Raw genomic sequence first — 18756 nt, 5'->3', positions numbered from 1 at the left:
GCCGTGGGGTCAAACCTGGCCGGCGTGAACGGCGCGACCTCGGCGGGCATGGCGCCGTCCGCGAGCAGGCCGGCGATGGCATCCGCGGTCACCGGCGTGAGCAGCACGCCGTTGCGGTAGTGGCCGACAGCCAGCACGAGGCCGGGCACCCGGGACGGGCCGATGAGCGGGGCGTTGTCGGGTGAGGCGGGCCGCAGGCTGGTGCTCACCTCCTCAAGCTCGGCTTCGCCCAGCCCCGGCACGAGGGCCTGGGCATCGCGCAGGAGCTCATACACAGCGCCGGCCCGCGGGCGCAGGTCGAATCCGGCCTCCTCGCTGCTGGCCCCGACCACGACCTGACCGTCGCCGCGCGGTACCAGGTACACCGGGCAGCCACGCACCGAGCCCCGCAACACGCAGGTAAGCAGGGGCGGCCCGACGGTCCGCAGCCGTAGGGTCTGCCCCTTGACCGGCCGGACCGCGGGGAGAGCCGCCAGCGGCAGCCCACCGATCCGGGCCGACCACGCCCCACAGGCCAGCACGACCACCGGCGCGGTCAGCTCGGTGCCGTCGGCGAGCCGCAACCCGGCGGCCCGGCCAGCGCGCAGCAGCAGTTCCCGCGCGGCCACCCGGAGCATGGTCGCGCCTGCCCGCTCGCATGCCCGCAGCAACGCGTGGTGCAGGCGCCTGTTGTCGACCTGATGGTCGCCCGGCACCGCCAGCGCACCCACCAGCCCGCTCGCGGACGCCGGGATCCGGGCGCGCAACTGGTGCCTGGTCAGCAGTTCGGTCTCCAGCCCCAGCGACCGTGCGAAGCCGTGGATGTCACGCAGGCCGGCCATGTCCGCGGCGTCCCAGGCGGCTACCAGCGTCCCGCACCGCAGGTAGCCGATTTCGCAACCACTGCTGCGTTCCAGCTCGTCGACGAAGGCGGGGTAACGCAGCGCGGAAGCGGTGTTCAGCTCCAGCAGCGGCCGCTCGCCGTAGTGCAGCTCGCTGACAGGAGCCAGCATGCCCGCGGCCGCCCTGCTCGCGCCCGACCCCGGCGCCGGATCGACGATGGTCACCGACAGGCCACGCAGCTGGGCGCGCCACGCGACCCCGAGCCCGATCACGCCCGCGCCGGCCACGATGACGTCCGCGCCGGACGCCGATGACTGTGCTCCCCGGGCGTTGGCGCCAGCTGCCAGCATGAGCCTCCTTCTCCCGCGCCGCCATCGGTGCCGCCATCGGTGCCGCCAACGGTGTCATCGTCAGCCGACACCGCCGGAGGCTCCGCATGCAAGTTTCGCCGGTCGTGGGGCCACGGGCGCGCGATCGTGGCCCCACGAACAGGCTCTGAGCATGTGCGGCTGCCGGGTCGGCCCCGCGTTGGGCGCCTGGTGTGGGAAGGTGTCCGGCATGATGTACCTGCCGGTCCCTGACCGGTCGGCGGCGATGTCCGCCGTGATGTCGATGGTGAGGCCAGCCCCGTGGTGAGCGGCGCCGGGAGAATCCCGCCGGAGCGGGTCGTCCGGGCCGTCGCCGGTCTCGGCGTCACCGCCGCCGTGACCTACGCGGCGCCGTCGGTGGCCACCCTGCGCCGCCTGCGCACGCGGGTGCTGCCGGTCCTCGCGGGGGTCGGTGCGCCCGACCACGTGGCGTTGACCTTTGACGACGGCCCGGACCCGGCGTCCACGCCGCTGTTCCTCGAGGTGCTCGCCGAGCTGGACATCCGGGCGACGTTCTTCGTCCTCGGGACGATGCTGGAGCGGGCGCCCGGCCTTGCCCAGCGGATGGCGGACGCCGGCCACGAGCTCGCGGTCCACGCCTGGGATCACCGGCCGATGCTGCTGCGCGGGCCACAGTCCACCTACCGGCAGCTCAGGCGTACCCGGGATCTGATCACAGCCGTCACCGGTCGGGAACCGCGGTTTGCCCGGCCACCGCACGGCATCCTGTCGGCCGGTTTTCTTGTTGCCGCCAGCAGGCTGCGGCTCATGCCGGTGTTATGGACCGCCTGGGGCCGGGACTGGACCTCGACGGCCACGCCGCTGAGCGTCCTGGCCACCCTCGCGCCCGAGCTGCGCGGTGGCGGCACCATCCTCCTGCACGATTCCGATTGCACGTCCGCGCCACAGGCGTGGCGCAGCGCCCTCGGCGCCCTGCCGGAACTCGCCGCCCGTTGCCATGAGCTGGGACTTCGCGTCGGTCCTCTCGCCGAGCACGGCATCGGTCCCCAGCTCTGCACGGTACCCGGCCCGGCCCGCGCCGGCTGGGCGGGCCGGGCCGGGTACCGTCTGGTTCAGGCCTCGGGGTACAGGGAGTAGCTCGGGAAGTTGCCGTACAGGCGTTCCCGCGGGTCCGTCCCGACGGTGACCGCGTGGACGAGGTGGTCGCCGCCGACGAAGGCGCCCTTCCAGGAGGCGCCCCGGCCGCCGAACGGCTCGGCCCGGTCGCCGCGCGACCGCGGCTTGTTGATGCCCACCTTGAAGGCATGGATCTCACTGCTCAGCCGGCGGGCGAGCACCTCGTCGTCGCAGGCCAGCGATGCCACCAGCGCTCCGTTGGAGGCGTTCATCGCGGCCAGCAGCTCGGCTTCGGAGTCGACCACCACGATCGTGTCCACCGGGCCGAACGGCTCGGCATGGTGCAGCGCGCAGGACGGCGGGGGAGCGAGGAGCGCCACCGGAGGCACGTAGGCGGTGGTGTCCTGCCCGGGAACGAAGGCACCGTCGGCGACGCTGCCCCGGTACAGCGGAACCCCGCCCTTGGCGATCGCCTCGTTGATCTTGCCGGCGAGTTCGACGGCCTTCTCCGCGGTGATGACGGGCCCGTAGTCGAGTTCTGGCAGGGCATCGTCGTCGTGCGCGACGGCCAGCGGATGGCCGAACCGCACCGAGGACACCACGGGCAGGTAGGCGGCGAGGAACTGATCGAAGAGCTGGCGCTGGACGACATAGCGGGGATAGGCGGTGCATCGTTGCTTGCCGTATTCGAACCCCTTCTTCAGGTGCGCGGCCAGCAGGTCCCACTGGGAGAACTCCCAGATGCCCCAGGCGTTGAGGCCCTCCTGCTCGAGGAAGTGCCGTTTGCCCGTGTCGACCAGCGCGGCCGCGACCTGGCCGCCGGTGGAGCGCCCGCCGACGAAGGCCAGGCAGCCGATCTCCGGTGCCCGGACCAGCGCGCCGGACAGCCTGGAGCCGGACCCGGAGACCAGGGCCACCGGCAGGCCTTCGCGCCGCGCCAGGGCGCAGGCGAGGGTGAGGCAGGCGGCGCCACCGTCCGTCGGGGTCTTCGCGATCGCCGCGTTGCCGGCGAGAACCTGGACCAGCATCGCGTGCATGAGTACGCTCATCGGGTAGTTCCAGCTGGCGATGTTGCTGACGGGCCCGGGCAGGGGGCCGCGGCCGGCCAGCATCGGGCCGATTTCCTCGATATACCAGCGGACACCGTCGATCGCCCGGTCGACGTCCGTGCGCGCCAGCCGCCACGGCTTGCCGATCTCCCAGACCAGCAGCAGGGCGAGCAGATCACGGTTGTCGTCCATGGCGTCCAGCGCGGCACGCACCCGCATCTTGCGTTCGGCCAGCGGTACGTCGCGCCATCGCTTGTGGTCGTCCAGGGTCGCGCGGATGGCCTCCCGGGCCTCGTCCGGTTCGATCATGGGTGGTCCGGTGATGGGTGATCCGTCGACCGGTGTGACGCTGCTCAGGGGCTCGCCGGTCCGGCGCCACTGGCCGCCCCACAGGTTGTGAAGCCGGTCGTCGGCGAACGCCTCAGGGGCGGCCCGGGTGCACCGGGCGTAGGCGTCCGACCATGCGGTGCCGGGTTTGAGAGACAGGCGGGGCTTGCTGGGAGAGGGTGTGACCATGGGGCCAGGTTGCCTGTGATCGGCCCCAGACGCCACTAGGGATGCCGTGTTTCCTGGACGGTGACGAGCGTATCCGGTGATTGCGGCGCTGGCCGGCGAAACGGGCGGTATTCGGCCTCGGCCGGGCTTGACGGTGTTTGTGTTGATGATGTTTGTGCTGTTCGGCCGAGCACGGCGAATGTTACTTAGAGTAGTCATATGATCTCCGCGGGGGGTGTGGGGCCGCGGGGATGGATCCCGTGCGGGCCGCCCGGCGGGGCGGGCGATACGTCCGGTTCGGGGTTGATGAATCACCACGTTCGCGGGTATGGTCACGGTGTGTCGCTGGCGGTGCGATGGCCTGCCAGCGCGTACCATTCCGATATGTCGGAAGCGGTGTTCGTGCACGACTCGATCAGCGCCGACGAGAAGACCCGGCTCTACGTAGGACCGCCATCACATAGAGTGGGCACATGCGTCGATCGCATCTCGTTGGTCCGGTGGCGGCCTGTTGTCGAACCTTCCGTGACTGCTAGCTCCGGTCTCTGATGGTCAGTGTTCTGACGCCTGTGGCGCCTCGGCCCGAACCCATCCGGGTCCTCGTTGTTGACGATCATGAGCTGTTCCTACAGGGACTGGAGACTGTTCTTGATCTTGAAGAGGACATCACCGTCGTCGGTCGTGCCGCCGACGGCCGGCAGGCTGTCGCGATCGCCACCGGAACCACCCCGGACATCGTCTTGATGGACGTCCGGATGCCGCACCGAGACGGCATCGACGCGGCGGGCGCCATCAAGCGGGAGGTGCCGACGGCGAAGATTGTGATGTTGACGGTCAGCGACGACGAATCCGACCTGTTCGAAGCGATCAAGGCTGGCGCGGTGGGTTACCTGCTCAAGTCGATCCCGCCGCACGAGGTCGCGGGCGCGGTGCGTGCCGTGCACAACGGCCTGAGCCTGATCAGCCCTTCGATGGCGTCGAAGCTGATGGTCGAGTTCGCCACGCTGGCGCGGGGATCGGATGACCGGCCAAGCCGGGTACCCGCTCCGCACCTCACCGCCCGTGAGCTGGAGGTTCTCAAGCTGGTCGCCGAGGGGCGCGCGAACCGTGAAATCGCCCGGAAGCTGTTCATCAGCGAGAACACGGTGAAGAACCATGTCCGTAACATTCTGGACAAACTACAGCTCCACTCACGCATGGAAGCGGTCATGTATGCCGTCCGCCAGGGCTTGTTCGAGATCGACTAAGAGCGCCCGGCAAGAGGGGACGCGACGCCGCGTCCCCTCTTGCTGGTCGCTCTAAGTGGTCGGCGCTGGAAGTCCTTCGGGGGCTGTCGGATGCCAGGTGGATGCGTCGCGAGGCGGCCCAGGCCCCGGTAGCGGTGTGCTACCTGGGCTGACGACAACGACGCGAGGCGCTGCCTGGCGCCGGCAGACCCTGGACGTTCGATCAGGCAGCGGCGTCCGGGTGGATGGATCGCGATGTGAAGGGCTTTGAAGGGCACCGCGTCAGCGCACGTTGCGCGGGTCGGCGGATCTTGTCAGAGTGTCGGTTGTCACGGCCGTCCGTCACCACCCGCATCGAGTCCTGCCGGGTCCCACCACATCGATTTTCGAGAGGGTCATGCCGAGTCCTGACATACCCAGTCATAGTCCGACGCCTGCCCCGGACCGAGCCGACCTGGGCAGGCCGCAATGACACAATGGCTTCTCATCCTGCTCAGCGTTGTTCTGGTCGGGGCCTGTGGCGTCTTCGTCGCGGCCGAGTTCGCGCTCGTCACGGTTGATCGCTCCGCCGTGGCCCGCGCGGCCGAAGCGGGCGACAAGCGGTCGGCGGGCGTCCTGTCCGCGCTCGCGAGCCTTTCCACCCAGCTCTCCGGAGCGCAGGTGGGTATCACCATCACCAACCTGGCGGTCGGTTTCCTCGCCGAACCGGCGATCGCGCGCATCCTGGACGGGCCGTTGGAATCCGTCGGCGTACCCGCGGGAGCGGCGCGGGGCGTCAGCGTGACGGCTGCCCTGGTGCTCGCCACGACCATAACGATGATTTATGGCGAGCTGGTTCCGAAGAATCTGGCGGTTGCCCGCCCGCTGCCGACCGCTCGCGCGCTACAGGGGTTCCAACGGGGCTTCAGCCGGGTGGCCGGCTACCCGATCCGTCTGCTCAACGGCACCGCCAACGGCTTGCTGCGTCGGCTGGGCTTTGAGCCCCAGGAGGAACTCGCCTCCGCCCGATCCGCACAGGAGCTGTTCGCGCTGGTAGGCCGATCCGCGGAAAAGGGCACGCTCGCGCCGGAGACCGCGACGCTGCTCCAGCGATCCCTGGCGTTCGGGCACAAGCAGGCCGCGGACGTCCTGACTCCCCGGGTCCGGATGCGTACGGTCCAGGTGGACGACCCGGTCCGCGAGGTCATCGCGATGGCCCGCCGGACCGGGCACTCCCGCTTTCCCGTGGTCGGCCAGGGCCTGGACGACGTTGTCGGTCTCGTCCACGTCAAACACGCCGTCTCGGTCGGTGAGGACGACCGGGAGAGGGTCACCGTCGGCGAGATCATGATTGATCATCTGGTGGTGCCGTCCACGATCGAGCTCGACCCGCTGCTGGAGACGCTGCGCCGGGGCGGGCTGCAGCTGGCGGTCGTCATCGACGAGTTCGGCGGTACGGATGGCCTGGTCACCATCGAGGATCTGATCGAGGAGCTTGTCGGCGACGTGGTGGATGAGCATGATCGGATCGCCGCGCGCGCGCAGCGGCGGAAGGACGGGACGTGGCTGCTGTCTGGCCTGCTCCGGGTGGATGAGGCTGCGCAGACCGTTGGCATCCGGCTGCCGCTGGACGACGCCTACCAGACCCTCGGGGGCCTGATCGCGGACCGGCTCGGCCGGTTGCCCGTCGCCGGTGACGTCGTCGATGTCGACGGTGTCAGCCTCGCTGTCCACCTCATGGACGGCCGCCGGGTGGACCGCGTCCACCTGGTACTTCCCCGCACACCCCGGGACCGGCGCAGCCCGGACGTGATGGGCGCGGTGCGGTGAGCGTCCTTGTCGCGCTCTGTCTCGCCGCTGTCCTGCTGCTGGCCAACGCGTTCTTCGTGGGGGCCGAGTTCGCGTTGATCTCGGCCCGCCGGAGCGCCGTCGAACCGATGGCGCAGAGCGGATCGGCCCGTGCCCGCAGCACGCTGCGGGCGATGGAGGAGGCGTCGTTGATGCTGGCCGGCGCGCAGCTCGGCATCACGATCTGCACCCTCGGGCTGGGGTCGCTCGGCGAACCCGCGGTCGCCGCGCTGTTGGAGGGGCCGTTCGCGGCGGTCGGGCTGCCCGACGCGTCCTGGCACCTGGCCGCGTTCGTCGCCGCCATGGTCATTGTGGTGTTCCTGCACGTCGTGATCGGCGAAATGGTTCCCAAGAACATCGCCCTGGCTGGGCCCGACCGAAGCGCGCTGCTGCTCGTCCCACCGCTCGCCGGTGTCGTCCGCTGCCTGCGGCCGGCGATCGTCGGGCTGAACATGATCGCCAACCTCAGCCTGCGGATGCTGCGGGTGACGCCGCGGGCGGAGGTCGCCAGCGCCTTCACCCGCGACGAGGTCGCCGGCTTCGTCGAGGAGTCCCGGCGTGAGGGACTGCTCGACGAAGACCAGCACGGTCTGCTGTCAGGGGCGCTCTACCTCGATGAGCGCAGCGCGCGCAGCGTGCTGCTCCCCGTCGATCGGCTGGAGACGGTTCCGCTCGGGGTGACCCCGCGCGATGTCGAAGCGGTGGCCGCGCGGACCGGTTTCTCTCGTTTCCCGGTCCGTGACCCAGCCGGGACGCTCGCCGGCTACCTGCATCTCAAGGACGTTCTGGAAACCAGCCCGGGAAAGCGGTCGGCGCCGGTTCCGGCGAAGTGGGTCCGCCCGCTCGCCCGGGTTGGCGCGGACGACAGGCTGCGGACGGTGCTCGCGACGATGCAGCACAGCGGAGCGCACCTGGCCCGGGTCACCGACCGGGACGGAACGATTCTCGGGGTCGTCGCGCTGGAGGACGTCCTGGAAGAGCTTGTCGGCGAAATTCGGGACGAGGAGCGGCCGACTCACAGAATATGATCATTTGGAGTGCCGATGGTGGATCTTTTGGCAAAAAAGATTGTGCACGATGCAATCGTGTACTCTCCGAATGTGGCTGTACGGCAGCCGCGGCCATCAGATCGCCACAACGGAGGTACCCACCATGGCAACCACTCGCACCGCGCGCACGGCCTGGGAAGGCAGCCTGATCGAGGGGGGCGGGACCGTCACCTTCGCCTCGTCCCAGATCGGCGACTTCCCTGTTTCGTGGCCCGCGCGCGCCGAGGCGCCGGGCGGCGTCACCAGCCCGGAGGAGCTCATCGCGGCCGCTCACTCATCCTGCTTCTCCATGGCGCTCTCACACGCCCTGACCGGGGCGGGGAATCCGCCGCGCCGGCTGGAGACCCAGGCGGACGTGACCTTCCAGCCGGGTACCGGTATCACCGGTATCCACATCACCGTCCGCGGTGACGTGCCTGGGATGGATGACTCCGGCTTCGTCAAGGCGGCGGAGGAGGCCAAGGCGAACTGTCCGGTGAGCCAGGCGCTGGCCGGGGTTCCCATCACCCTTGCCGCCGGCCTGCTCTGACCGTGGCTGACAGCCTCCTGGCGTGTCCGTGCGCGCCAGGAGGCAACATGATCGATGGGCGAGTGGGTGCCCACCCGCTGGCAGGATGGGAATATGGGCCATGACCAGCCAGGACATCGACATGGTCGGCCACACCGAGGACGGGCGGCGGGACTCCTCGCTGCGTCTGGACGACCAGTTGTGCTTCGCCCTGTACGCGGCGTCGCGCGCCATGACGGGTGTTTACCGGCCACTGCTTGACCAGCTTGGTCTGACCTATCCGCAGTACCTGGTCATGCTCGTGCTTTGGGAGCATGAGGCGAGCCCTGTCAAGGAGCTGTGCGCCGCGCTGCAGCTGGACTACGGCACGCTCTCGCCACTGCTCAAGCGGCTCGAGTCAACCGGCCTCCTGCGGCGCGAGCGGCGGGTTGACGACGAGCGCTCTGTCCAGATCACCCTTACCGAGGAAGGCGCCGCGCTGCGGGAGCGAGCCCGGAGCGTGCCATCCGCCATCGAGCGTGCTATGGGCCTTTCCCGCGACGAGTTCGTTGCTCTGCGTTCCGCGTTGCGCAGGCTCACCGCGGTGCTGACGGCCACTGCGGAGTTACGATGAAGGTCTCGCGCGGCTGCTCTGGGTTATGGCAGACCCTTACGTGGGGTGAGTGACGGGACTTGAACCCGCGACACCCGGGACCACAACCCGGTGCTCTACCAGCTGAGCTACACCCACCACGTACCGAAGACATGCCCCGCCCACACGCAGCGGTTGCCTGCGCACGAGCGGTCGACCGGCACAACATCTCCGGACCTGGCTCATAGTACCGGTCAATCCCTCCTTCTGGCCACGAGGATTCCGGTGTCCCGGCCATGACGCTGCCGGGGCTGCCAGCGGCACCTCGGCAGCGCTCAGACCACGGTCGGCGGGGATGCCTCCCCGCTGGTCGCCGTGGTGACGGAAGCGTCGTCGGGGTGGCTGGCAACCCGGATCTCCCGGGCCACCGCCCGGGCGGATTCGCTGCTGGGACCCGGTTGTGGCACAAAGATGGCTTTCCGGTAGTAGCGCAGTTCGTCGATGCTTTCCCGGATGTCGGCGAGGGCACGGTGACCGCCGCGCTTGGGCGGTGCCGCGTAGTAGGCCCTGGGGTACCAGCGCCGGGCGAGTTCCTTCACCGTCGACACGTCGACCATCCGGTAGTGCAGATAACTGTCGAGGGCCGGCATGTACCGTGCGAGAAAGCCGCGATCAGTGGCGATCGAGTTACCGCACAGGGGAGCTTTGCCCGGGTCCTGAACCTGACGCTGGACGTAGTCCAGTACCTGCCGTTCGGCTTCGGCCAGGGTCAGCGTTGACACACGTACCGCGTCGGTCAGGCCCGAGGCGGTGTGCATCTCCTGGACCACGGCCTCCATCCCGGCAAGCGCGGCCTCCGGCGCGGACATGACCACGTCCACGCCGTCACCAAGGATATTGAGTTCACTGTCGGTGACCAAGCATGCGACCTCCAGCAGAAGATCGGAGGCGGCGTTGAGCCCGGTCATCTCACAGTCGATCCAGACAAGGCGATCCATATCTGGTTGACCTTAGGGTCTCCTGGCCGGGACGTCACGCGGGGGCCAGCCGTTCGGTGCCGCCGCTGGACATTCGCCCGTGCCCGCCAGCGAGGCGCCCGCCGACGCTTGGCGGTACGGTCATCGGCGCCAGCGGGGCTTTCGGCTGTTGCCGGAGGCTCTTAGCTGGGAGGGGACCGCGGGGCTGTCTGGTTGATGACCTGGAACGTCACCGAGAGGGGTGGTATGGACTGCTGGGCGGCGGTCGCCGTGAGCATGTACAGCCCGTTCGGGAACTGTGTTGTGTTCCACGGGAGTTCCTGCGGCAGGAACAGAAACGGTGGCCCGGTGGCTACGTAGGACATCGAAGCGCTCCCGCTCAGGCGGAACAGGATGGTGCCGGGCGATCCGGAGACCGCGAGCCCGATCCGGACGACTCCGCTCACGACGCCATTCTGGATGAGCCCGCTCACGATGCTGCCCGAGACGATGCCGGTGAAGCCGAGCAGGGCCGGACTCGCCGCTGCCGCGCCGCTGGCACGGTCCGACGCAGTCCAGGGTGGGGCAGGTGACGCCGGGGCAGCCGTGTCGGTGCTCGCCGGGACGACGGCCGTCGTGTCGCCCGGCCGCGCTGCTTCGCCGGTGGTGAGCGTGCTGCCGCCAGCGGCAGGTACTGGATGATGCTGATACCACACCACCAGGACAGGCATGAGCGCGAGGGCGGTCGCGAACATCGCGATGCCAAGCCCACCTCGCCTCAGCAGTCCCACCGGCTGGCGTGCCCTTTCCGTCCGTCTGTCCGATTGGTGACAAGCTGACCATATCGCCGAACGACATCCCGGCGATGGGCAGCTTCGTGGGCAGACGGTAGGCGGTGGCCGCCAGGACGTCGCGGTGACGCCGAGGCGAGCGCGGGCCCGGCGGCCCACGCGGATGGCAACGGGCGGATCGGACCTCAGCGCACGGCTCAGCGGCGCTGAGCCGCTCGGTGGTCAGCGACGCCGAGCGGGACGTCCCGGTGGCCGGGCCGTCAGCCGGCGACGACCATGGGTGTCACGAGGGCGTCGACGGCTTCGGAGCCGGCCTGCTGCTCGCAGGCGCTCCTGCCGCAGGAAATCCGGTCGACTGCAGCTGCGGTCCACAGCCCAGACGGTAGCGGTCCGGGCGGTCCGCTGGGCTGGTTGTCACAAACCCTTAACTTTACCGGCGGCGTGTCGAGCGCTGACCGGTCCCCCCACCTGGGGGACCGTCCCAATAGTGTTGGTCCGTGTCACCGCGGTCCACGCGGCCGGCCTGGCCGGCTTGGCCGGCTTGGATCATGCTGCGGTCGCCGCGGCGGGGCGGGCCGCGGCTGAAGATCCTGCCGGTCATGACAAGCCATGTACCACGAGTGATCGCTTGACACCTGCCGTCGCTCTGAACAGTCTGCACATGCCGGACGTCCGGTGGCTATCGCGGAGGTCAGGTCATGAGCACATACGGCCACTACGTCATGCCGGCTGGTGGTTCCACCTGGGACGTGCCGATGGCCGGTGCCGCGCGCTTCTCCTGGGAATACGACGAAGGCCGTGCCCGGCTGCTGGATCTCTACCAGAAGGGCAAGGACAGGCAGTGGGACGCCGCGACCAGGATTGACTGGTCCGTGGAGGTGGACCCCCACCGGGCGCTGGAGCTTCCCGACGACACCATCCCCATCCACGGGCTGCCGGTCTGGGAGAAACTCAGCGAGCGGGAGCGCGGTGAGCTCAGCCGGCATCTGACCTCGTGGCAGTTCAGCCAGTTCCTGCATGGCGAGCAGGGCGCGATGATCTGCAGTGCTCGGATCGTCGAGTCGGTGCCGGACATGGACGCGAAGTTCTACGCCGCGACCCAGGCGATCGACGAGGCGCGGCACGCCGAGACATATGCCCGTTTCCTGACGGAGAAGATCGGTATCGTTTACCCGATCAATCCCGAACTGCGGTCGCTGCTCGACTCGACCCTTGGCGACAGCCGGTGGGACATTCCGTACCTGGGTATGCAGGTGCTCATTGAGGGTCTCGCCCTCGCCGCGTTTGGCGTGCTGCGCGACGCCACGTCCGCCGCGCTGCCGAAGCAGATTCTCGCCTACGTGATGCAGGACGAGGCTCGGCACGTGGCGTTTGGCCGGTTGGTACTGCGTGACTACTATGCGCAGCTGAGTAGTCGTGAGCGTGCCGAGCGGGAGGAATTCGTCGTTGAAAGCTGCTGGCTGATGCGGGACCGGCTGCGGGGCGCCGAGGTGTGGGACAACCTCGGATTCGACGTGGCCGCCTGCCTTGCCGCGGTCGAGACGTCCAGTTACATGCGGGTGTTCCGTAAGCTCCTGTTCAGCCGGATTGTGCCCTGTGTCAGGGATATAGGCCTGTGGGGCGAAAAGGTCCGCGACGCCTATGCGCGGATGGGTGTCCTCGATCTGGCCAGCCTCGACCTGGCGGAGCTGATGAACGGAGACGAGGCCGTTGCCGACAGCCTCGACCGGGCGCGGGCCGAGGAGGCGGAGCTCGCGGCGCGCAAGCGGCAGGTGGAGCAGACGATCGCCGCGGCGTTCTGAACTGCCCATCCATGAGGCCAGGTTGTCCAGGCCAGGTTGTCACGTGGGCTGATCGGGAAGCGACCAGGGTGAGCTGGGGTTATCCTCAACGTATAGTTGCATTGGCAACATTTAGCTCACTGTCAGGAGGATCGCGATGCCTGCCGTGACCGCCGATACAACCAGCCTGCCGCGTCTTGGGACGCCGCTCGCCGGTGCCGTTGACCGTCCGGTCCGTTCGGTGACGACGGCGCCGTCGGGCCGTGAGGGCGAAGGCTTCCCCGTGCGCCGGGCCTTCGCCGGTGTCAGCCTTGCCGATCTTGATCCTTTTGTTCACATGGATCAGATGGGCGAGGTCGAGTACGCGCCGGGCGAGCCAAAGGGCACCCCCTGGCATCCTCACCGGGGCTTCGAGACCGTCACATACATGATCGATGGGACGTTCCAGCATCAGGACTCCAACGGCGGAGGCGGCGTCATCACCGACGGCGCGACCCAGTGGATGACAGCGGGCGCGGGGATCCTGCACATCGAGACACCGCCCGAAGAGCTTGTCGTCAGCGGCGGGCTCTTCCACGGCATCCAGCTGTGGGTGAACCTGCCTGGGCGCGACAAGTTCAGCCCGCCGCGGTACCAGAGCATCGAAGGCGACCGGGTCAGCCTGGTCTCGTCGCCGGACGCGGGGGCGCTGCTGAGACTCATCGCCGGGGATGTCGGTGGCCATCAGGGCCCCGGCTCCACCCATACTCCGATCGCGGTGGCACATGCGTCGGTGTCCCCCGGCGCTCGGCTGACGGTCCCCTGGAACCCCGGCTTCAACGCGCTTGCCTACATCCTCGCGGGTTCGGGACGGGTCGGTGGCGAGGGCCGTCCGGTCGGCCGCGGGCAGCTTGCCGTGTTCGGGCCAGGTGACCACCTCACGCTCGTCGCTGACGACCCACAGCCTGGGCCGGCCCCGATGCTGGAGGTACTGCTGCTGGGCGGGCAGCCCATCCGCGAGCACGTCGAGATGTACGGGCCGTTCGTGATGAACACCCGTGAGGAGCTGCGCCAGGCGGTGGAGGACTACCAGGCCGGACGCTTGGGCGTCATTCCCGCGAACGCTCTGATGCCCCACCGCGCGGCCCAGCGCTCTGGCTGAGCGGCCCCGGCCGAGCGCCCTGGCAGCGGGCCTGGCCCGCTCCTGCCGGAGGTGTCGCGGGCTGACTCCGCCGGAGGCGGCGCGATCACTGTTCTCCTGTCAAAGTGGCACGAACCGTTTGATGCGCAGATGGACGGTGCCAGCCAGAGGAGGACGGACAGCAGTGGTCTCGCTAACCGATCAGGTCGCTATCGTGACGGGCGCAAGCCGGGGCATCGGCTTTGAGGTTGCCAGAGAGCTTGTCCGGGCGGGCGCGAAGGTGAGCCTCACCGCTCGCCAGGCGGAACCGCTGGAAGCGGCGGTCGAGGAGCTGGGGGGCGGCGAGGTGGCCCTCGCGGTAGCGGGACGAGCCGATGACCCGCTCCATCAGCAGGATGCCGTCCGCCGGACCCTTGAGACGTTCGGAAGAATCGACATACTCGTGAACAACACCGGGATCAACCCTGTCCACGCCCCGATGCTCGACGTCGAACCGGCCGCGGCAATGAAGATCTTTGGTGTCAACGTGCTTGCGCCGCTCGCCTGGATCAGGCTCGTACGGGACGCCTGGATGGGCGAGCACGGTGGCGCGATCGTCAACATGGCCTCCGTCGCGGGCCTTCGGCCATCGCCGGGTATCGGCCTGTACGGGGTCAGCAAGGCCGCGTTGATCCGTCTGACCAGCGAGCTCGCGATGGAGCTCAGCCCGGCGATCCGGGTGAACGCGGTCGCGCCCGCCGTGGTGAAGACCAGGTTCGCGACCGCGCTTTTTGCCGGTCGGGAGGACAAGGTGGCTTCGGCCTACCCGCTGAAGCGGCTCGGGCTGCCCCGCGACGTTGCCGGCGCGGTCACCTTCCTGCTGTCGGACGAGGCTGCGTGGATCACAGGTCAGACGCTTGTCGTCGACGGCGGTCTCTCGCTGACCGGTGGTGTTGAAGCAAGTGCCCTGGGAGCTTAGAGCGTGTGTGAGATCGGGCTTTCGATCAGTGAGCCGGAATGACGATCTCACACGCGCTCTTAGCGGTCGCCGCTAGAAGTTCGTCCAGGGTCTGCCGGCGCCAGACGGCGCCTCGCCTCGTTGTCGTCGGCCCAGGTAGAACACCGCTCCTTGGGCCTTCTCCGCCGCACGATGCATCCGTCTGTCATCCGGCACCCCCGAACAACTTCCGGCGGCGACCACTTACTTAGAGCGCCCGGCAATAGAGGAGTGGATCAAGGAGTGGGGTTGGGGTGCGTGCATCGCGAGGCGGCGGAGGCAGCCACCGGAGGTGGTGGGTGGCGACTGACGAGCCGGGTACCCGTGCATCGCGCGGCGATGGACGGGGAGCGATGACGCGAGGTGCGTGCCCCAACCCCGCGACGCGGCGTCCCCTATTGCCCGGCGCTCTTAGGGCGTGTTTCGCAAGCCGTCTGTCCGGCTCCCTGATCGAACGACGGCTTGCGAAACACGCCGTGGGCCTGTGCCAGCTCTTCGGGGTGAACGAGTCGCGAATGGGTCGCTCAGGGCGTGCCTCGGGACTGGATTGCCGAGTCCCGGGTAGGGGTGGAGGAGCTACGGGTGTTCGTCCGCAGGATTTTTCACTGACGGACGCTGTCAGTAGTCAGGGGTGGCAAATCGGACGTCGGCATACCGCTGCCACGGGCCGGTGCCGCACTGCCGCGCCGGAGTGGTCCACAAAGAAGCCGCTGCCAGCCGGCCAGCCGTCAGTTGGTCAACTGTCAGTTGGTAAAAATTGGGGCGATCGTGAAGGTTCCCGGGGTCTCGGGCTGATTGGTGGTTTGTTGAGGGAGAATAGCGCCCGGAGTGTCAGAATATGCCCCGCCGATCTGATCGTGGGGGGATGATCATTTGACGACTTCAGTACATGCCGCTCGCCGATTGCGAGTGGTCCGAGCGGGCCGCGTGGCGCTCCTGGCGGCTGCGGTATTCTTCGTGGCCACCACTCTCGCCGGCCTGCGCGACACATCGATCATAGTCAACGGGGTCGATCGCTGGCTCGGCAACTGCTTCAGCCTGGCGGCGGGGGTCATGTGCCTTGTGCGCGCCAATCTTGTGCGTGGTGAACGGGCCGCGTGGGTCGCGATCGGGGCCGGTCTTCTGTGCTACGGCGCCGGGACGATTTACTTCACGACACGGGTCGCCAATCGCAATCCGCAACTGTCGCCATCGCTGGCCGACGCGGGCTGGTTGTTGTTCTATATCGCGACATATGTAGCTGTGATTCTGCTGATGCGCAAACGAGTGTCCCGGTTTCATCCCAGCGTCTGGCTTGACGCGCTGGTGGGCGCTCTCGGGGTGGCGGCGCTTGCCAGCGGCCTGGCTGTCGGTGCCATCGGTAAGGTCCGCGCGACCAATATGTCGACGGTGGAGCTCAATCTCGCCTATCCCCTTGCCGATCTGATGCTGCTCGTGCTCGTCGTGAGTGTGTTCGGTCTGCTGGGCTGGCGGCTCGAAAGGGTGTGGTATCTCCTCGGCGGCTCGCTGATTATCTTTGCGGCCGCCGATACGGTCGTGGTCGGCGAGGTCGCCAGCGGTCACTACTCCCCGGGCGGGCCGGTCGAGGTGCTGTGGGCACTGGCGCTGGTTCTGCCCGCGTACGCCGCCTGGCAACGGCCGTCGCGGGAGAAGACGGAGGGCCTCGTCGGGTGGGGTGTGCTGGCCATCCCAGCCATCTTCGCGATTGCCGCGCTTGGGCTCCTGGTCTTCGGAGCGGTAACGCGGCTGCCGCCCGTGACCGTCACGCTCGCGGCCGCCACGGTTCTGGCCGCGCTCGTGCGGACCGGGATCACCTTTGCCGAGGTCCGTCAGCTCGCTGAGACCAAGCTGCAGGCCCGCACCGACGAGCTCACCGGGCTGGCCAACCGTCGTGGCTTCTTCGAACGCCTCAACGGGCTGGACTCTGGCGCTGGCGCCGGGGCCCGTCGGTTCGCGCTGCTCGTTCTTGATCTTGACCGTTTCAAGGAGATCAACGATTCCCTTGGCCATCCCGTCGGCGATGATCTGCTGAAGCTCGTCGGGCGGCGGATCGCGGCGGCGCTGCGCCCGGAGGACCTGTTGGCCCGCCTCGGTGGGGATGAGTTCGCCGTGCTCCTGGAAGATGCGGATGCGGCGGTGGCCAAGATGGTCGCCGAAAGGGTGCTGGCCACGCTCGAGGGCCCCTTCGAGGTCGGCGCGGTCACCCTGCACGTGGACGCGAGCATCGGGGCCGCGCTCTACCCGGACGACGCGGTCGCCGCGAGCGTTCTGTTGCAGCGAGCGGATGTTGCGATGTACGCGGCCAAAGCCGCCCGCTCCGGGGTCGAGTACTACCAGCCTGGTGTGGACGTGCACACCCCGGATCGCCTGGACATCATCGAGGCGCTGCGCAGCGGGCTCGGCGAGGATCAGCTGCGGGTCCATTACCAGATGAAGATCGACCTGCGCACCGGTGGCTGTCATGCGGTGGAGGCGCTCGTGCGGTGGGAACATCCCACCAAGGGCCTTCTCCCGCCCGATGTGTTCCTGCCCCTGGCCGAGCACACCGGGCTCATGCGTACGCTGACGCTGGAGGTTCTCGGCCTCGCGCTGGGGCAGTCCCGTCGCTGGCGGGACGCTGGTCTGGACATCGGAGTCGCGGTCAATCTCTCCGCGTCCAATCTGCTCGACACGGCATTCCCGACCGAGGTCGCGGATCTGCTCGCGCTGCACGGGGTGCCGGCGCGGGCGCTTGAGTTTGAGATCACTGAAACAGCCCTGATGCTTGACCGGATCCGTACCGCGGCCGTGCTCATGGCCCTGCGGGAGATGGGAATCCACATTGCCGTGGACGATTATGGGACGGGATACTCGTCCCTGTCCTATCTGCGGGAGCTCCCGGTGGATATTCTCAAGCTGGACAAATCTTTTGTCATGCACATGGACTCCGATCCGGGGGCGGCGGCGATCGTGCAGTCCACGGTCGGGCTCGCACACTCCCTTGGCCTGCGTATCGTGGTTGAAGGGGTCGAGACCGAGAGCACGATGCGGCGTCTGGCCGAGTTTGGTTGTGATCTTGCGCAGGGCTTCTACCTGGGTTGCCCACAGCCCGCCGAGGAGCTGACGCCGCTGCTCTGGCATCGTAATGATCACCGTTTGTCAGCTGGTTGTGCCGCATTGGCCGTTGAATCCGTGGAGGTGGAGGTGGAGGTGGAGGCGGGCCGGGACGCCGTGGCCGAACCTGTTCGCGCGGGTCACACATGGACCTGACCGGCTCACCCGAGCCGCCGGGGCCGTCGCCATGGGACGGGCTGCCAGCGACGGAACACGGCGAGCCAGCGGGCTTACCCATCGCGGTCGGGGGCGAGCTCACCGCGGCGGTGCTGATCGGGGCGTATCGGCGGGGAGCTTTCCCCTTCCCGGTCCCGGGCGGAGACCCGGTCGAGGGCGCGGCCACACGCCGCCGGTTCAGCGCCGCCGTCGCTGACGGGCGTATCTTCAACCTCGCCGGGGATGACCCGCCAGATCTTGACCTGCCCTGGTGGTGCCCGGACCCACGGGGCGTGTTGCCCGTCGGCGGCGTGCATGTGTCCGACTCGTTGTTCAGACGGATGCGTGCGTGCGCGTGGACCACCACGTTGGACAGGGCGTTCGCCGATGTCGTCCGTGGCTGCGGCCGCGGTGGCCGACCCACGTGGATCACGCCTGAGCTCGCGGACGCCTACCTTCAGCTGCATCGGCTCGGCTGGGCACACAGCGTCGAGGTGTGGAAGGGCGACGATCTTGTCGGCGGGATGTTCGGTGTGCTCGTCGGCGCCGTCTTCATGGCTGAGTCCATGTTCCACGCGCATACCGACGCGTCCAAGGTCGCGTTGGTCGACTTTGACGCACGCTTCGTGCGGGCCGGCGGTCGGCTCGTCGATGTGCAGTTCGTGACCGCGCACGCCGGCTCCATGGGCGCCGTGGAGATCCCGCGAGAACGGTTTCTGGCGGTTCTGCATGATGCGCGGGACACGGACGTGAAGCTGGTTCGCGACCGCTTGTCCGTGCGGCGCCTGGCCGAGCTCGCCCGAGCAAGCCGACGGACCGGGCCGGACGCATCGTGACGAGCCAGGCCGACTGGGCCGCCGGCCGCCCGGCGTGAACCGCGGCTGTACGGCT

General features: G+C 68.5%; 15 protein-coding genes and 1 tRNA gene. 11 read left to right on the top strand and 5 right to left on the bottom strand.

Annotation, left to right across the window (positions count from 1 at the left end; translation table 11 throughout):
• The coding region (gene thiO / locus MJ785_RS01400) for a glycine oxidase ThiO (RefSeq protein ID WP_239379923.1) at positions 1 to 1172 on the bottom strand (1172 nt) is incomplete at its 3' end.
• Between the two features lie 282 nt (positions 1173 to 1454).
• On the opposite strand from thiO, the gene MJ785_RS01395 reads away from it, so the two are divergent.
• Positions 1455 to 2288: a polysaccharide deacetylase family protein gene (locus MJ785_RS01395; RefSeq protein WP_370652733.1), complete on the top strand. Its 834-nt coding sequence runs from the start codon at positions 1455 to 1457 to the stop codon at positions 2286 to 2288.
• On the opposite strand, the gene MJ785_RS01390 is transcribed toward MJ785_RS01395, so the two are convergent.
• Positions 2264 to 3832, bottom strand: coding sequence for an aldehyde dehydrogenase family protein (locus tag MJ785_RS01390; RefSeq protein ID WP_239311695.1), 1569 nt, complete (start codon positions 3830 to 3832; stop codon positions 2264 to 2266). The genes MJ785_RS01395 and MJ785_RS01390 overlap by 25 nt on opposite strands.
• Before the next feature lie 527 nt (positions 3833 to 4359).
• On the opposite strand from MJ785_RS01390, the gene MJ785_RS01385 reads away from it, so the two are divergent.
• From MJ785_RS01385 to MJ785_RS01365, 5 genes are all read left to right on the top strand, one after another.
• Entirely contained in the window at positions 4360 to 5058 is a 699-nt protein-coding gene (locus MJ785_RS01385; protein WP_239311697.1) for a response regulator transcription factor, read from the top strand.
• A 447-nt stretch (positions 5059 to 5505) separates the two neighbouring features.
• A complete protein-coding gene (locus MJ785_RS01380; RefSeq protein ID WP_239379922.1) occupies positions 5506 to 6846 on the top strand; it encodes a hemolysin family protein in 1341 nt (446 codons plus the stop codon).
• Positions 6843 to 7892 carry a hemolysin family protein gene (locus tag MJ785_RS01375; protein ID WP_239311701.1) on the top strand — a complete coding sequence of 350 codons (1050 nt, stop codon included), beginning with the start codon at positions 6843 to 6845 and terminating at the stop codon, positions 7890 to 7892. Before MJ785_RS01380 ends, MJ785_RS01375 begins: the two co-directional genes overlap by 4 nt.
• Before the next feature lie 124 nt (positions 7893 to 8016).
• On the top strand, positions 8017 to 8442 hold the full coding sequence (locus MJ785_RS01370; protein WP_239311703.1) for an OsmC family protein: 426 nt from the start codon (positions 8017 to 8019) through the stop codon (positions 8440 to 8442).
• 100 nt (positions 8443 to 8542) lie between these two features.
• A complete protein-coding gene (locus tag MJ785_RS01365) occupies positions 8543 to 9034 on the top strand; it encodes a MarR family winged helix-turn-helix transcriptional regulator (protein ID WP_305039420.1) in 492 nt (163 codons plus the stop codon).
• Positions 9035 to 9075: 41 nt separating this feature from the next.
• Here MJ785_RS01365 and MJ785_RS01360 read toward each other — a convergent pair.
• The 3 genes from MJ785_RS01360 to MJ785_RS01350 form a co-directional block, all read right to left on the bottom strand.
• Positions 9076 to 9151, bottom strand: a tRNA-His gene (locus MJ785_RS01360).
• Positions 9152 to 9327: 176 nt separating this feature from the next.
• Complete coding sequence (gene orn, locus MJ785_RS01355) at positions 9328 to 9990, bottom strand: oligoribonuclease (RefSeq protein ID WP_239346143.1); 663 nt, start codon at positions 9988 to 9990, stop codon at positions 9328 to 9330.
• 161 nt (positions 9991 to 10151) lie between these two features.
• Entirely contained in the window at positions 10152 to 10703 is a 552-nt protein-coding gene (locus tag MJ785_RS01350) for a hypothetical protein (RefSeq protein ID WP_239379921.1), read from the bottom strand.
• A gap of 734 nt (positions 10704 to 11437) precedes the next feature.
• Between MJ785_RS01350 and MJ785_RS01345 the strand changes: the two genes are divergently transcribed.
• The 5 genes from MJ785_RS01345 to aat all read left to right on the top strand — a co-directional run bounded on the left by MJ785_RS01345 (position 11438) and on the right by aat (position 18701).
• Positions 11438 to 12541 (top strand): diiron oxygenase, encoded by a 1104-nt coding sequence (locus MJ785_RS01345; protein WP_239313611.1) that lies wholly within the window; start codon positions 11438 to 11440, stop codon positions 12539 to 12541.
• Positions 12542 to 12677: 136 nt separating this feature from the next.
• On the top strand, positions 12678 to 13661 hold the full coding sequence (locus MJ785_RS01340; protein WP_239377011.1) for a pirin family protein: 984 nt from the start codon (positions 12678 to 12680) through the stop codon (positions 13659 to 13661).
• A gap of 163 nt (positions 13662 to 13824) precedes the next feature.
• Positions 13825 to 14598, top strand: a complete 774-nt coding sequence (locus tag MJ785_RS01335) for an SDR family oxidoreductase (RefSeq protein WP_239313617.1) — start codon at positions 13825 to 13827, stop codon at positions 14596 to 14598.
• A 945-nt stretch (positions 14599 to 15543) separates the two neighbouring features.
• Entirely contained in the window at positions 15544 to 17865 is a 2322-nt protein-coding gene (locus MJ785_RS01330) for a bifunctional diguanylate cyclase/phosphodiesterase (RefSeq protein ID WP_239379920.1), read from the top strand.
• Positions 17856 to 18701 (top strand): leucyl/phenylalanyl-tRNA--protein transferase, encoded by an 846-nt coding sequence (gene aat / locus MJ785_RS01325; protein ID WP_239312281.1) that lies wholly within the window; start codon positions 17856 to 17858, stop codon positions 18699 to 18701. The genes MJ785_RS01330 and aat overlap by 10 nt, the downstream gene beginning before the upstream one ends.
• Positions 18702 to 18756 lie beyond the last annotated feature (55 nt).

Origin of the sequence: Protofrankia sp. CiT1 (assembly GCF_917627335.1) — a bacterium.
In the GTDB taxonomy this organism is placed as follows: Bacteria; Actinomycetota; Actinomycetes; order Frankiales; family Frankiaceae; genus Protofrankia.
The sequence above is the reverse complement of the archived record's forward strand: the minus strand, read 5'-3'. Positions and strand labels throughout refer to the sequence as shown.